This is a genomic window from Candidatus Kaiserbacteria bacterium (assembly GCA_017134395.1).
Lineage (GTDB): Bacteria > Patescibacteriota > Minisyncoccia > Phycocordibacterales > UBA2100 > UBA2100.
Genome location: CP070993.1, coordinates 384,101 through 397,284, shown reverse-complemented (window position 1 = coordinate 397,284; position 13,184 = coordinate 384,101). Strand labels below are relative to the sequence as shown.

At 44.6% G+C, this 13,184-nt stretch carries 14 protein-coding genes and 1 rRNA gene; 13 read left to right on the top strand and 2 right to left on the bottom strand.

Annotated features, from left to right (window positions below):
- Window positions 1–9 precede the first annotated feature (9 nt).
- The 5 genes from JXR01_02035 to JXR01_02015 all read left to right on the top strand — a co-directional run bounded on the left by JXR01_02035 (window position 10) and on the right by JXR01_02015 (window position 3,358).
- Window positions 10–354, top strand: a complete 345-nt coding sequence (locus JXR01_02035; GenBank protein ID QSH39069.1) for a hypothetical protein — start codon at window positions 10–12, stop codon at window positions 352–354.
- Between the two features lie 27 nt (window positions 355–381).
- The gene (locus tag JXR01_02030; protein QSH39068.1) at window positions 382–750 is read left to right on the top strand and encodes a hypothetical protein; all 369 of its coding nucleotides are present in this window, start codon (window positions 382–384) and stop codon (window positions 748–750) included.
- Window positions 750–1,688 carry a protein translocase subunit SecF gene (secF, locus tag JXR01_02025; GenBank protein ID QSH39724.1) on the top strand — a complete coding sequence of 313 codons (939 nt, stop codon included), beginning with the start codon at window positions 750–752 and terminating at the stop codon, window positions 1,686–1,688. The genes JXR01_02030 and secF overlap by 1 nt, the downstream gene beginning before the upstream one ends.
- 248 nt (window positions 1,689–1,936) lie before the next feature.
- Window positions 1,937–2,731: a hypothetical protein gene (locus JXR01_02020; protein ID QSH39067.1), complete on the top strand. Its 795-nt coding sequence runs from the start codon at window positions 1,937–1,939 to the stop codon at window positions 2,729–2,731.
- Window positions 2,732–2,896: 165 nt separating this feature from the next.
- The gene (locus JXR01_02015; GenBank protein ID QSH39066.1) at window positions 2,897–3,358 is read left to right on the top strand and encodes a hypothetical protein; all 462 of its coding nucleotides are present in this window, start codon (window positions 2,897–2,899) and stop codon (window positions 3,356–3,358) included.
- 121 nt (window positions 3,359–3,479) lie between these two features.
- Here JXR01_02015 and JXR01_02010 read toward each other — a convergent pair whose 3' ends face one another.
- Window positions 3,480–3,953, bottom strand: a complete 474-nt coding sequence (locus tag JXR01_02010; protein QSH39065.1) for a hypothetical protein — start codon at window positions 3,951–3,953, stop codon at window positions 3,480–3,482.
- 428 nt (window positions 3,954–4,381) lie between these two features.
- On the opposite strand from JXR01_02010, the gene JXR01_02005 reads away from it, so the two are divergent.
- The 8 genes from JXR01_02005 (at window position 4,382) to JXR01_01970 (ending at window position 12,580) form a co-directional block, all read left to right on the top strand.
- Window positions 4,382–5,768: ribosomal RNA gene (locus tag JXR01_02005) — 16S ribosomal RNA — on the top strand.
- 310 nt (window positions 5,769–6,078) lie between these two features.
- The gene (locus JXR01_02000) at window positions 6,079–6,537 is read left to right on the top strand and encodes an LAGLIDADG family homing endonuclease (protein ID QSH39064.1); all 459 of its coding nucleotides are present in this window, start codon (window positions 6,079–6,081) and stop codon (window positions 6,535–6,537) included.
- 1,912 nt (window positions 6,538–8,449) lie between these two features.
- Window positions 8,450–9,382, top strand: coding sequence for a patatin-like phospholipase family protein (locus tag JXR01_01995; protein QSH39063.1), 933 nt, complete (start codon window positions 8,450–8,452; stop codon window positions 9,380–9,382).
- Between the two features lie 116 nt (window positions 9,383–9,498).
- Window positions 9,499–10,008, top strand: a complete 510-nt coding sequence (locus tag JXR01_01990) for a hypothetical protein (protein QSH39062.1) — start codon at window positions 9,499–9,501, stop codon at window positions 10,006–10,008.
- A 106-nt stretch (window positions 10,009–10,114) separates the two neighbouring features.
- Complete coding sequence (locus tag JXR01_01985; GenBank protein ID QSH39061.1) at window positions 10,115–10,867, top strand: thermonuclease family protein; 753 nt, start codon at window positions 10,115–10,117, stop codon at window positions 10,865–10,867.
- A gap of 9 nt (window positions 10,868–10,876) precedes the next feature.
- Window positions 10,877–11,341 carry a nucleoside deaminase gene (locus JXR01_01980; GenBank protein QSH39060.1) on the top strand — a complete coding sequence of 155 codons (465 nt, stop codon included), beginning with the start codon at window positions 10,877–10,879 and terminating at the stop codon, window positions 11,339–11,341.
- A 202-nt stretch (window positions 11,342–11,543) separates the two neighbouring features.
- Window positions 11,544–12,143: a hypothetical protein gene (locus JXR01_01975; protein QSH39059.1), complete on the top strand. Its 600-nt coding sequence runs from the start codon at window positions 11,544–11,546 to the stop codon at window positions 12,141–12,143.
- Between the two features lie 83 nt (window positions 12,144–12,226).
- On the top strand, window positions 12,227–12,580 hold the full coding sequence (locus JXR01_01970; protein ID QSH39058.1) for a DUF977 family protein: 354 nt from the start codon (window positions 12,227–12,229) through the stop codon (window positions 12,578–12,580).
- A 234-nt stretch (window positions 12,581–12,814) separates the two neighbouring features.
- On the opposite strand, the gene JXR01_01965 is transcribed toward JXR01_01970, so the two are convergent.
- The gene (locus JXR01_01965; GenBank protein QSH39057.1) at window positions 12,815–13,120 is read right to left on the bottom strand and encodes a hypothetical protein; all 306 of its coding nucleotides are present in this window, start codon (window positions 13,118–13,120) and stop codon (window positions 12,815–12,817) included.
- Window positions 13,121–13,184 lie beyond the last annotated feature (64 nt).

The window sequence follows — 13,184 nt, the reverse complement described above, 5'->3', positions numbered from 1 at the left end:
TTTGGTAATATGGAAGAAACACCAAAAAACCGTCCTGATATAGAAGAATTGTTATCTATTAAAGCAGATAATCTACAAGGAATTCAAGAGATTAAAGATTCTATTAAAGATACTTTGGATTCTCTAATAAATATGCGAAGCGAACTGCAATCTGAAGAAAAGTATCTTGCGAGTTTGCTTGATGACGACGAAGATGATATTGAACACAGAAAAGAGGTTTTACATTATATTGAAATTACCAAGTTCTTTATAGAAGAATTTCAAGAAAACTTACAGAGATTCGTTACCGCTCGGAAAGACTATAAAGAGATGAATTCCGCTATTGATACAGAAACGAGAAAAAGCATTAACTAGCCACTAGCGTTAAATCATTATTTCAATATGAAAACCCAACTCACACAACTGAAAGAATTCCATACCAAGATTAATTCAGCGTGGCACAACGAGCCAACTGTTCTTGACGATAAGACGGCTGACTTCCGCGTCAAGATAATGCATGAAGAGTTACAAGAGGTAGAAGAAGCGATGAAAGAGGGCGACGTTGCGCATATTGCAAAAGAGCTCGCCGACCTACTCTACACAGTATTTGGCACCATTGGAGCCTACGGGCTTGCAGAAAAGATGCCAGCAGTGTTTGATGAAGTGCATCGTAGTAATGTCTCAAAAGACGTAAAGGGTGATGCAGACACCAAAGCGATGAAGGGAAGTCAGTTCAAAGAAGCAGATATTAGTAGTATTTTAAATAATTAATCATGTTAATAGTTACATACAGAAAAATATTTTTTGCACTGAGTGCAGTTATCGTTGCTGCAGCCATTGGGTCTATTGCAGTATTCGGCTTGAACTTCGGTATTGAATTTACAGGCGGAGAGCTTATTGAAACAAAGTACGCCGAGCGACCTGCAAAAACAGTTGTTGAGGCACAGCTAAACGAACTTGAGTTAGGTGCATATTCATTGCGTGCTGCGGGCGATGACGAATTCATTCTACGCGTTCGTCCACTTGAGGAAGCTGAACGAGATGCAGTGTTCGCCGCTGTGACACAGGTAGGCCTGCCTGCGCAGGCAGGGGAAAGCGTAGGCCTGCCTGCGCAGACAGGAACAATCGAACGCTTTAACTCTATTGGCCCTACCATTGGTACTGAACTTCGAAACAAAGCATGGATTGCCATGCTTGCTGTGGTCCTCGCAATTATCGTGTTCATAGCAGTTGCGTTCCGAAAAGTAAGTGAGCCAGTCAGTTCATGGAAGTACGGCTTCATCGCCATTATCGCATTGTTACACGACGTTATCGTACCTGCGGGGCTCTTTGCTGCTCTCGGGTACTTCTTTGGGGCAGAGGTAGATGTACTCTTTGTGATGGCACTTCTGGCTATTCTGGGGTACTCAGTAAACGATACCATTGTAGTATTCGATCGTGTACGCGAAAACCTACGTGAAAACGAAGAGAAAAATCGCCGTGAAGATTTCGAACTCACTGTTGGTAAATCTTTGAACCAGACCTACATGCGAAGTATTAACACCTCAATCACTACTCTTGTTGTGTTGCTGGCACTATTCTTCATTGGTTCAGAAGTAACACAAGACTTTGCCCTCATGCTTATCGCAGGAGTCCTTGCAGGTACCTACTCATCACTTTTCCTTGCAACACCACTTCTCGTCACCGTACAAAACTGGCAAGACAAATAACCACCCTCACTTAAGTAGTCCGGTTACTTAAATGAAAGAAGTAACACCCACTTAGTATTCCGGTTACCGAGTTAGTGGAGTAAACCACTAAACCACCAGAGTGCGCCGCACTCTGGTGGTTTAGATAATATATCCAGAAACACCCCGCGGCTTCGCCGCGGGGTGTTTCGTTGACACAGTATCGTGTGTAGCCTATAGTCAAACACAGAAAAACGGCATTGGTGCCGTTTGTTTTTTGGAGAAATGCAATGGAAACGACAGAAGATGTCAGAGAGAAAGCGGGTGTAGCTTTTTTTTGGACTATGTGGCTCGGGACAATCTTGGCTTCGCTTGGTACGTTCCTCTACCTCCTTTTTATCGAGGGGTGGGCGAGTGAGGAAGGTTGGACAACAGTCTTGCTTATCGGTTGCGCTGCCGCCCCTACGTACTTCACATGCATGCCGCTGGGGCGAATGATTGCAAAAAAGACGCAACTCATTGGGAGTGAGGATGCGGCTGTATTGGTCTGTGCAGTGATGTTTACAAGTCTGTTTATCGCACTTCAGTTCATAAGGCCTTCATTTGAAGTCGCGCCAGGACATATCCGCATCAGTGATACTGGCGAAGTATTCACAGCAGGTGACATTGTTGTGCGAACACCTTTCCGATTCAGTAGCGCTGAGGTTGATTTAAACCCGGCCGAAAAGGTTCGGAAAGGGTACGCTCTTACGTACACGGTAAGCAGTCCAGTTGAGTCGCATATTTCTGTTTCGACACTTGTGGTTTGGGAACCGAATTCGGCGCAGTTGCAACAAATTGCAGCTCGATATGCGACCGATCTTTATAGTGTCGGTGAACTCCCAGAAGCTCTTCGGGTAGAGATTCTTTCACCTCTGATTTTTCGTTCGGTGGGGACTCTCTTTGACGCAGGGCGAATAGACGGCGCGTCTCTCAAGCAGCGTCTTGGGATCGCTATGAACAAGGTTCACGACAGCGAGCCTGCGATCAGGTCAATCGACATAAAGACCATCTACCTTTCTCACGTGACAGTGAGAAACCCATAAAAAAGACCCGTGGCGCGTTTACGTGCCACGGGCTTTCTTTCTGCAGCCTCATGACCAAGGTTCGACCTTGGTCAAGTCTTAGTCCGAACACAGAATTCACGATGCGCGAACCAAACGCGTCGTGCTACACTTATTGAAAGTTAACAGAGCACTATAATCTTTATTATGAAAGAAAAGAAAGAAGCAAAAATCTGGTACTTGGCAGCGCTACATGTTGTAGCTGCTGGAATAGTTATACCTATGCTCGCCAGTATCGTGTTTGCAATAGTAGCTGTAGTCTCATCGCCATTTTTAATAACGCTTACGGGTATCGACGTATTAGCCCCAGCTGTAGTAGGGTACGAGATAGTTCTTGGCGTTGTGATTCTTGCTGCTGTTTTCTTTGGTGCACGATATTCAATATATAATATGAGAAAGTATTATCTTGTTACCAATCTGGAAGCCGTAATACGGTTTTCCGTTATTATGCTAGTCGTTTTAGCTTCCGTTAGCTTTCTGTTTGATATATTTTTCCCCGACCCAGAATACGTACTAACTAGCACTCAAGCCGCAATAGAGATAGGACAAACAATTATCTTAATCGTAGTATTCTACTTGGCTAGCAAGATGGAGCTGGACAAAAAATAGTGACCAAGGTTCGACCTTGGTCAAGTCTTATAATCAAAACAAAACTCACTTTATCCACCTAGTTAAAATATATGGACATCGGATGTCCATATATTTATATCGTGCTGTCGGCTTTTTTAAATCAGAAGTGTTCCACCACTTCTTGAGGAAGTTTAAATTTAGGCAAAAGCTCTTGAAGCTCTTCAGATACTATAATCATTGCAAGCGCCACTAAGCTCACCCATACCGATGTCGCAGCCGACGCAAGAATCCCGATAACCAAAAGGGTTGCCAATGCCACAACAAACTTTCTTCGGAGCGCTATTTCACCAATGCCGTAGTGCTCCATATCTAAATCAACAGCTGCAATTTTTAAGAGGGGAAGTACGGTGTAGTGGTGTACGAGGTCAGAGATAATAAGCGCCCATCCAATTTCCCATAGCAAAAGGTCTGGCATTGCAAAAGAGGCGAGGAGTACCGCCATTCCGATGTATCCATGGTGGATACGAATAAATTTTTTCTGTACCACTTTGCTTTGCAATTTGAGGACAAGACGAAATAAGACAGTCAAAATCTCAAAGAAAATCGCCAAAGCAACGATTAATCCAAATTCCATAGTGGTAGCATACCATAGAGTCTCAATTTGGCTTGACCTGAAGGTGTATATCCGTATAATGGTCGCTACCGTCTTAAAGGCGGTGTTTGTTTTTTGACAAATTTACGTGGAGCCACGAGGGCACCACGTAACAGAGATTAATGATTGATCTATTTATAGATTATTCAGCAATCATCACACTTCCCAGTGCTCTCTATAGGAGCGAGTGCTGGGAAGAGAAATACAAAAAACGGGTATTTATACCCGTCCTTGTATATTTCTTTAAGTGCTGCCGAGTCCTCCCTGAACGTGAGGCGGAGGCAGCACAGAACACAATTCTTTTTACGCAAAAGAAACCAAGAAACTTAAGAAATCCGATCGTCTTATCCACGATCAGAATGTATTTTCTTTTGTTTCGTTCACTTACGAAAGACATACCTAGTATGTCTTTAAATTAGAGTTTGATCCTAGCTCAGGGTGAACGCTGGCGGCATGGATAAGGCATGCAAGTCGAATGTATTTATTTACATGGCAAACGGGGTAGTAACACGTAGGAACGTACCCAGAAGTCAGGAATAACCCGGAGAAATCCGGAATAATACCTGATAGTCCCGCAAGGGTAAAGATTTATCGCTTCTGGAGCGGCCTGCGTAGTATCAGCTTGTTGGTAAGGTAATGGCTTACCAAGGCTAAGACGCTTAGGGGAGGTGAGAGCCTGACCCCCACCATTGGAACTTAGACACGGTCCAAACTCCTACGGGAGGCTGCAGTCGAGAATCTTCCGCAATGTACGAAAGTATGACGGAGCGATGCCGCGTGATGGATGAAGCACTTCGGTGCGTAAACATCTTTTATAGAGGAGGAAGTTTATTGACGTTACTCTATGAATAAGAGGCTCCTAATCATGTGCCAGCAGGAGCGGTAATACATGAGCCTCGAGCGTTACCCGGATTCACTGGGCGTAAAGGGTGTGTAGGCGGCATAGTTAGTCGCGCGTTAAAGCCCAGGGCTCAACCCTGGAATCGCGTGCGAAACGGCTAAGCTAGAGGGTGGCAGAGGTGTGTAGAACTCATGGTGTAGGGGTGAAATCCGTTGATATCATGGGGAATACCAAATGCGAAGGCAGCACACTGGGCCATTTCTGACGCTGAGACACGAAAGCGTGGGTAGCGAATGGGATTAGATACCCCAGTAGTCCACGCCCTAAACGTTCCCCGCTGGTTTTTGGAAGTATCGACCCTTTCAGAGACGAAGCTAACGCGTTAAGCGGGGCGCCTGGGTAGTACGAACGCAAGTTTAAAACTCAAAGGAATAGACGGGGGCTCGCACAAGCGGTGGAGCGTGTGGCTTAATTCGTCGATAAGCGAAGAACCTTACCGGGGTTTGAAACCAAACTGCAAAGCCTAGGAAACTAGGCCGTCCTTCGAGGGTGTTTGGCAGGTGATGCATGGCTGTCGTCAGTTCGTGGTTTGAATTGTTCCCTTAAGTGGGGTAACGAACGCAACCCTCGTTGCCTGTTATATGTGTCAGGCGAGACTGCTCCCTTACGGGAGAGGAAGGTGAGGATGACGCCAAGTCAGCATGTCCCTTTGACATCCCGGGCTGCACACGCGCTACAATGGTTACTACAGCGGGGCGCGATCTCGTAAGAGTCAGCAAATCCTATAAAAGTAACCTCAGTTCGGATTGTGGTCTGCAACTCGACCACATGAAGTTGGAATCGCTAGTAATCGTGGATCAGCTACGCCACGGTGAATACGTTCTCGAGCCTTGTACTCACAAATAACTGTGCCTGGCAGCTCTACAATATGCCAGACTGTTAAAATCAGTCCCTCTGCTATATACAACCGTGTATAGACAGAGCGTAGTGAAAAGACAAGACGCGCTCCGCGAGGAAGCGTCTGAAGGGTCTGAGTAACAAAGAACAGCCTTCCATGTAGAAATACATGATAGCCAAAACGATGTATACGACTCACTCTGGTGGGTTTTGAGGAAGTATACGCAAAAGTCGTAGTTGGATGTTCGGAACGGTAGGTAGAGTGACCCAGGGAGATCTCGTGGTAGGAAGCGGTTATGTAAGTAACCACGAGAAGTCAGCTGAGTCGTAGTACCATGCGTCAATCTAATTAATGATATAATTAGTCGCATGGGAAGGACAAAACCGATAGTTTCAGCAGAATATGTTGTTGGTATCACTGATGGTGAAGGTTGTTTTTATGTAAATCTTAGTAAATCTCCAGCGTATAAAAGCGGATGGCGAGTGCAGATGCACTTTCATCTCAAATTACAGGAGACAGACGAAGAGATACTATGGAAAATACGCAATACACTTAACTGTGGCAACGTATATTTTCAAAAAGAACAACGAAAAAACCATACTCAGTGTTATCGATATACCGTTAGTGCTTGGAAAGACATAGAATCAACATTGATTCCTTTCTTTAAAAAGCACCAACTACAAACTGCATCGAAACGCAAAAACTTTACTCTTTTCTGTCAAATAGCAGATCTTGTTTCGCAAGGTAAGCATTTGACTCCAAAAGGTATAGAAAAGATTCGTACTCTTAAGCAAAGTATGAATAAGCGAACTATTGGACTCGCGTAGTACGGGAAATCCGTTTGCTACGTGGGAACGCAAAATAATAACCCTTATTATTGCAATCCGCCCGTCAAGTCAGGGAAGCTGGGAGTACCCGACGTTCGTCTTTATGGCGACCTAAGGTAAATTCAGTGACAAGGACTAAGTCGTAACAAGGTACGGCTACCGGAAGGTGGTCGTGGATTCATTCCGATTGGAAACATTTTGTCTTCGGACAAAATTGAATGGTGATTTCTGCATCTCAGCTGAGTGCAGAATAGTAATAGTGTTGGAAACGTAAACTACACTTGGCAGTCGGGGAAGACCGATATGTGAACGAAACAAAAGAGGATATATTTTCATAATATATCGTTAGGGGCTGGTGTCCTTAGCGCTCCATACGATGAGTTTACTCATTGTCACAAATGTATCTGCCGTATTCTCGCAGATAACTACAACAAAACCGCCAAAGTGCTCTGCACTTTGGCGGTTTTGTTGTATCTCACCTTTATCGCTCGCACTAATTCACTGCGCTCATAAGTGCGCCGACATAAGCTCTCGACCGCCTGCACTAACGTACCCTCCTGTCGTCGTATACGAAGTGCGCGGCATCACCACAAGAGTATTTTCATTTTTATAGGAATTGCGATTCCTTAAAAAATAGGTCAAGTTCAGGATTGTCGCCTTGCGTAGCAAGGCTCGGTCCTTCACCTTAATTTGTCGTTCTACTTCGTAGAACTCTGTTCTTCGCCTTAAAAATACAGACACCCTGCTTCAGGTGCCTGTAAGTTACTTGTATCAGAGAATGATGGTAGTTATTTCTTCTTCTTTCCGAAAACTCGTTGGAATCTCTTCCTTTCTTCGAGCTTTCGGTTTTTTTCGGCTCTTTCAAAAGCCTTACTTCGCTTCTTTCGAAGCCTTTCTTCTTGGAAATTTCTCCACCATTCTCTTACTCGTAACGCAACTCGGAACAAATTATCCATCCTTTCGTTGATAAGCGTCCCTTGCGGACGCGAGAATTGGATTATGCCACAGTTTTACTATATATCAAGTTTATGACTCTTATAGTACATATAATAAAAAAAGCGGATGCCTTACAGCACCCATCTAGTAGCAAAAGCGGTCGCACAATGAAGCACGACCGCTCTGAAGATTTCCTTGGTAGTTAAAAGAGAGGGTAGATCGCGATCAAATCAGCCTGTCGCACGCTGCCGTTGCCGGACGGCATGTGGAGTCAGGCGTGGAGTCACTGGGTGTCTCCAATGCTGATTCTCCGTCGCCGGCTTCGACTTGGCGCGTCTTCTGGCTTCTTTGATTTCGGCTCTACGTCCTTTGTTACTCTTCTTCTTCAAGGTTATTCCCCTTTGTTTGTACCCCCGAACCATTTCGAGCGTTACAGTCAAAAATACTACCAGAACACGCTTAGTTACGCAAGTCAAATTACACCATAAATAAGCAATAGTATCAAAAGAAAGAGCGTTCGTGCACAAGTGCACGAACGCCTTTTTGAAGATCAAAGATCTTTTTGATGTTGTCTGCGACCCCTGTGGCGCCCCTTTTTGTCGGGCAGCTTCTTTTTCCCACAATTCTTTCCACTTCTTGGACGGAACTTAGGTTTTTTCCTTTGCTTAGTCGTTCCTTGGTGTGCCCCGTGTCCCATAGAAGGGTTCTCCTGTGTTTCTTTGATTCTTTTTTAGGTCAGACTTTTTACCGCTTGGATAAGGTCTCTTCTTTCGACCTTTCCTTCTCGGTCTCTTTTTTGTGTGCGGCAAATCTATCCCTCCTTCATTAAAGATCAAATTGCTCACCACGAGCAATTCTTTTTCGATAGTACCAAATCTATACCATATTTTCCAATCTGTATTATTGTTCACGCCACAACACACTACAGTTAATTTTTCTGTAACCATTCTCACGGAACCTTTGCTATACTTTTCACATGAAGAAAATCACGCTCCAAACAGGAATTACACTCATTGCATTGTTGATAGTATTAGCACTATTTTCTTTGCTCCCCACACAAAAACTAGAAAATAAGCAGCCACACATCGAGCAATACAAGAAGGCAAACCCATACCCACAAACGCACGGACGCAAAACGGTTGGGTTAGCCTTAGGGAGCGGGGGAGCACGTGGTCTTGCACATATCGGTGTTATCAAAGCACTAGAAAAACACCACATCCCTATCGACTACATTGCAGGCGCAAGTTCAGGTGCTCTTGTCGGTGGCTTGTATGCTGCAACACGCAATAGCGACTATCTCGAATCTGTTGCAACAGCAACAAATTGGCGAGAACTACTATCACTTATCGACTTGCGATTTCGTACGGGGCTCATAGAGGGAGAGAAACTCACTCTCTTTATCGAAAGTCACATCGGCGATACCGCATTTAGTGAATTAGCCATACCTCTTACCGTTATTGCAACCAACCTGCACACTGGTGAGTCCGTACGCCTTCATGAAGGAAAAGTATCCGACGCCATACGTGCAAGTGTTTCGCTTCCATTCATTTTTAAACCCATTGAGCGAAACAGCGTACTCTTACTCGATGGCGGTCTTACCGAACCAGTACCCGTTGCAGCAGTGCGTGCAATGGGGGCAGACGTAGTCATTGCCGTAAATCTCGATGCACAAAATGTACTCAATGGGTTAGATGAAGCAAATCCAAGTGCGTTTACCACTACCGTGCGTGCGCTTGATATACTGCGCTATCAACTTGCACAAGAAAATGTTACCGAGGCTGACATCGTTTTAATTCCCGAAACAGGAGATGTACTGTGGCATGAGTTTGTTGACGACGGAAGCATCATCGAAGCAGGCAAAAAAGAAGTCGAAAAACACATCCACGAAATCCGCCGGCAGTTGCAGTAAACTACTCCAGATTCTTTGCCAATATTGAGCTGTTCTCGATACCATGAAAACTCTTGCTCTGTCTTCCCAAAAAGAGTAAGGTTTGTGTTGGATTTGAACATTAAAGGAGAAGTTCCATGTTGGATACCCCAAAATGGCGTGAAGAGGATGGAGTAATTCGCTTCTCAGTTACCACCGACGGTACCACTGGGAAGGGGTGGTGTCCGCGTCTGAAAAGCAAAGGTTTCTATCTGGGCCACCATACCAGAAGCGTATTGTGTTCTTCGGACTTCAAGCCGACCGATGGTGTGACGACTGAGATCGCCGTTCTCAAGGGTACGCTCTTCGAGCACGAGCATCGGATCACAGAAGATATCCGTGCTGAAGCGAGCAAGCGTAAGTTGTCGAAACCCAATGCCGAAGTGGCGTGTCTCATTCTTGAAATGTTCACGGACAGGGAAATCCAAGCTATGGATTTGCAGTCGATCGCCACAATGCACGAACTCATTAGAGATGCTTACGGTACGTCACGTCTGCTAAGTGTGGTTCGTTATGACGATGGCAATGGGTTTCTTGCATACCCCGACTCTCCTGGGAGCTGGTGGTCCGTTGGTTCTGGCTTCGCTTTTGCTGTGCCGCAGGCATAACATCGCCCAAACCAAACAAGAACCCCCAGCACGCTACGCGTGCTGGGGGTTACTGCATGTACCTAATCCATATTAGTTGCTTAACATATCCTGCTATACTAACCTCATGTCCAAAACTCTTATCGCGTCCGTGCTCGCATTCATCGTTGCTTCAGGTGGTACTTTCGGTGGCTACAAAGTAATACAAGAATTCAAAAAGTTTGGCGCCGATTTTGAAACACGCCCGCACATGGTTCAAAGCGTTATCGACGGCGACACCATCCGTATTGAAAAACGAATCAAAGTTCGTTTACTCGGTATCGACACACCCGAAAAAGGTGAGTGCTACTACACAGAGTCAAAAGAATACCTCACAGAACTCGTTGACGACAAAAACGTACTTCTCGAGAAAGAACTCTCAGGAATGGATCGCTACGGCAGGCTTCTGCGCTATATCATAGTAGAAAACCCAAACCCCGAAGAAGACAACATACTAGTTAACAATAAGATGGTTCTCGAAGGTTACGCCTTTACCAACCCCATCTCACCCGACAAAAAATACCGCGACCTCCTCGCAACATCACAGAGAAAAGCAAAGGCAGAAGAAAAAGGACTGTGGGGAAGTGCCTGCGACTACAGTCAGCGCGACAAAGACGCAAAAACTCTCCGCGAAAAGGCGAGCAAGCCGCCAAGCAAAGAGTGCACCATAAAAGGCAACATATCCGAAAAAGGCTATGGGAAGTTGTACTTCCTAGAAGGCTGCCCCAATTATGGTCGGGTGAAGGTAGATACCCGCAAAGGCGAATCATGGTTCTGCACCGAAACCGAAGCCAAAAAAGCAGGGTTTAGCAAATCCGAATCCTGCGATAATACTTTCTAAAATAATCTTATGCCTAATTCAGAAACCTACATGAAGATTGCAATAGAAGAGGCGGCAAAAGCATCATGGCCTTTTGGTGCAGTTATTGTTCGTGATGGCAAAGTAATTGCCCAAGCAGGCGCAGGAGACGGAACAGACACAGAGCACGATCCTACTGCTCATGCAGAGACGAATGCAATTCGTAGGGCATGCGAAAAACTGGGAACCGGCGATTTGTCTGGTGCAATACTGTATGCTTCTTGTGAGCCCTGCGCATTATGTTTTGGAGCTGCTTGGTACGCTAATATTAAGAATATTGTGTATGGCTCAAGTCTTGATGACATAAAGGATATAAATAAAGCATGGGGAGGAGACCTCGCCTTTCCGCATGATCATATTCCCAAGGCCGGTATCAAGGTTCACGGAGGGGAGTTAAAGAATGAGGTTATGGACATGTACGCTTCACATCCTCGGTTACATACAGATAAACAGTAGACCCAGTTGGGTCAATTGGAAAAGAAAAGCTGATCGAACCACATTAGCACTTCCATTTACTCAAGCGCCTAGCACCTAAGCTCATTTTTCGACTTTGATATACGAGTCGAAATCATAGACTCTTCCTGTAGTAGAGCCAGCATAAGGTACTTTGTAGGCAATTTGCTATGATAAGTCCTAGTGTTTGCGATAGAATAGGATTATGGATTACTTGTTTCAAGATATGTTCAATGGCATAGCGACCTTGGTGGCTGGTTTATTCGTTTGGCTGATCTATATATATGGGAAAAGGGACAAGAAAAAGGAAGCAGCCACTATTCTATTGAATGAAATCTATACAGCAGAAAGAGAAATGAATAATATAAAGAAAAATAAGATAGTAAGCGATTATACGTTTATTCTTCCGTCTAACCATTGGAATGATTTTCAGCATCTTTTTACAAAAAATTTCGACGCAGATGAGATGAACAAAATGTCCGAGTTTTTCAAAGCATGTAGTCTTGCCGAGGAATCAATAAAATTAATTAAATCATACTTAGTAATAGCTATGGATCAAAAATCTCGGGTAATTCAAGATGAATTAATTACTTTAATTGGGAAATCTGAAGATTTTAATGTATACAAAGAGGAAAAGGAGAAGATATTGAACATTTTTCATAAAGAAGATTACTGGTTCGCACCAAGCGCACCAAAAGAAAAATTGTTTGATTATTTAGAAAATATTGATCAACTGTCATTATCATCTGTTGGAGGCAAACTTAAGAGTATAAGAGACTCTAGGTGGTACAAGTTAACGATTTAGTGCGGATAGTAGGCATTAATGGGGTCAGCCGCCATTCTTTTCAACCTCCAAAAAACCAAGCACCACTATGCTAATATAAAAATATGGCACCATTCTCACTTTTTGCTCTCATTGCCGCACTAGCTGCTTTTGCAGTAGGTTTCTTTGTGGGAAAAGGACGAAATCAGCAAAACGCAGGGCGTTTTGCTGATTCAGAAGAAGCGAGTATCGCAGGCGAAAAGGGTAGAGCCACCGTACAAAAACATATCCAAAAACGAAAAGAGCGTATTTTAGATAGTGCATTGCGCCGCGGGCGCATTACCAACGACGATGTTGAAGACCTTTTCTGCGTTTCCGATTCCACGGCACGTAACTACCTCAACGAACTCGAAGAAGAAGGCCACCTCGCACAACACGGCGAAAGTGGGCGAGGTGTGTTTTATACACCCATCAAATAGTATATAAAAGTAAAGCGGGCACCTTTGGTGCCCGCTCTGTATTCTGAAAGATCAAAGTTTGCCTATTTCCCTGAACACGTAACGTGTTTCGCGCTCCGCTTCTTCGCGCTTTTCCTTGCGAAAGTTACGAGTCTTTTTGCTACGAATGCCGTGTTTGCGAGTTCTCCTACTTCCATTCGATTTTTTTCTTCCCATCATTCCTCCTTCAAAGTTAGGTGCATTCCAGACATCGAATCAATAGTCGAAACCAGCATTTTGAAGAGCAGTGATAATGACCTCGACGCTGTTTGGGCCGATATCATGGATACCCAGAAGCGCATCGCGATTTGGGAATTCATCCACAAAATCGCGCATCAGGTACGGCTGCGAGCTAGGCCTTAAGTATCCGAAGTCATTCGAGTTGTGTCTCCGCCGCTGTATGATTACCGAGAGTGTACTTGACACAAAACCACTTTTTCTTTCCTTCGGTATGGCATCTTGTAGGCGGTCGGTCGTCCAAAAGTCATTGGCCAACATATCAAATGGTGGTTGTTCACTCATGTGAGATTCCTTTCCAATCCAAGTTTCTATAGCAAAAGTACCTTGGGTAATAGGGCATGTCAAC

Bases quoted from the DNA above. Each gene is read 5' to 3' on its own strand.
- JXR01_02010 (QSH39065.1), bottom strand. From the start codon at position 3,953: ATGGAATTTGGATTAATCGTTGCTTTGGCGATTTTCTTTGAGATTTTG.
- JXR01_01985 (QSH39061.1), top strand. From the start codon at position 10,115: ATGTCCAAAACTCTTATCGCGTCCGTGCTCGCATTCATCGTTGCTTCA.
- JXR01_01975 (QSH39059.1), top strand. From the start codon at position 11,544: ATGGATTACTTGTTTCAAGATATGTTCAATGGCATAGCGACCTTGGTG.
- JXR01_02015 (QSH39066.1), top strand. From the start codon at position 2,897: ATGAAAGAAAAGAAAGAAGCAAAAATCTGGTACTTGGCAGCGCTACAT.
- JXR01_02035 (QSH39069.1), top strand. From the start codon at position 10: ATGGAAGAAACACCAAAAAACCGTCCTGATATAGAAGAATTGTTATCT.
- JXR01_02030 (QSH39068.1), top strand. From the start codon at position 382: ATGAAAACCCAACTCACACAACTGAAAGAATTCCATACCAAGATTAAT.
- JXR01_01995 (QSH39063.1), top strand. From the start codon at position 8,450: ATGAAGAAAATCACGCTCCAAACAGGAATTACACTCATTGCATTGTTG.
- JXR01_02020 (QSH39067.1), top strand. From the start codon at position 1,937: ATGGAAACGACAGAAGATGTCAGAGAGAAAGCGGGTGTAGCTTTTTTT.
- JXR01_01980 (QSH39060.1), top strand. From the start codon at position 10,877: ATGCCTAATTCAGAAACCTACATGAAGATTGCAATAGAAGAGGCGGCA.
- JXR01_02000 (QSH39064.1), top strand. From the start codon at position 6,079: ATGGGAAGGACAAAACCGATAGTTTCAGCAGAATATGTTGTTGGTATC.
- JXR01_01990 (QSH39062.1), top strand. From the start codon at position 9,499: ATGTTGGATACCCCAAAATGGCGTGAAGAGGATGGAGTAATTCGCTTC.
- JXR01_01970 (QSH39058.1), top strand. From the start codon at position 12,227: ATGGCACCATTCTCACTTTTTGCTCTCATTGCCGCACTAGCTGCTTTT.
- JXR01_01965 (QSH39057.1), bottom strand. From the start codon at position 13,120: ATGAGTGAACAACCACCATTTGATATGTTGGCCAATGACTTTTGGACG.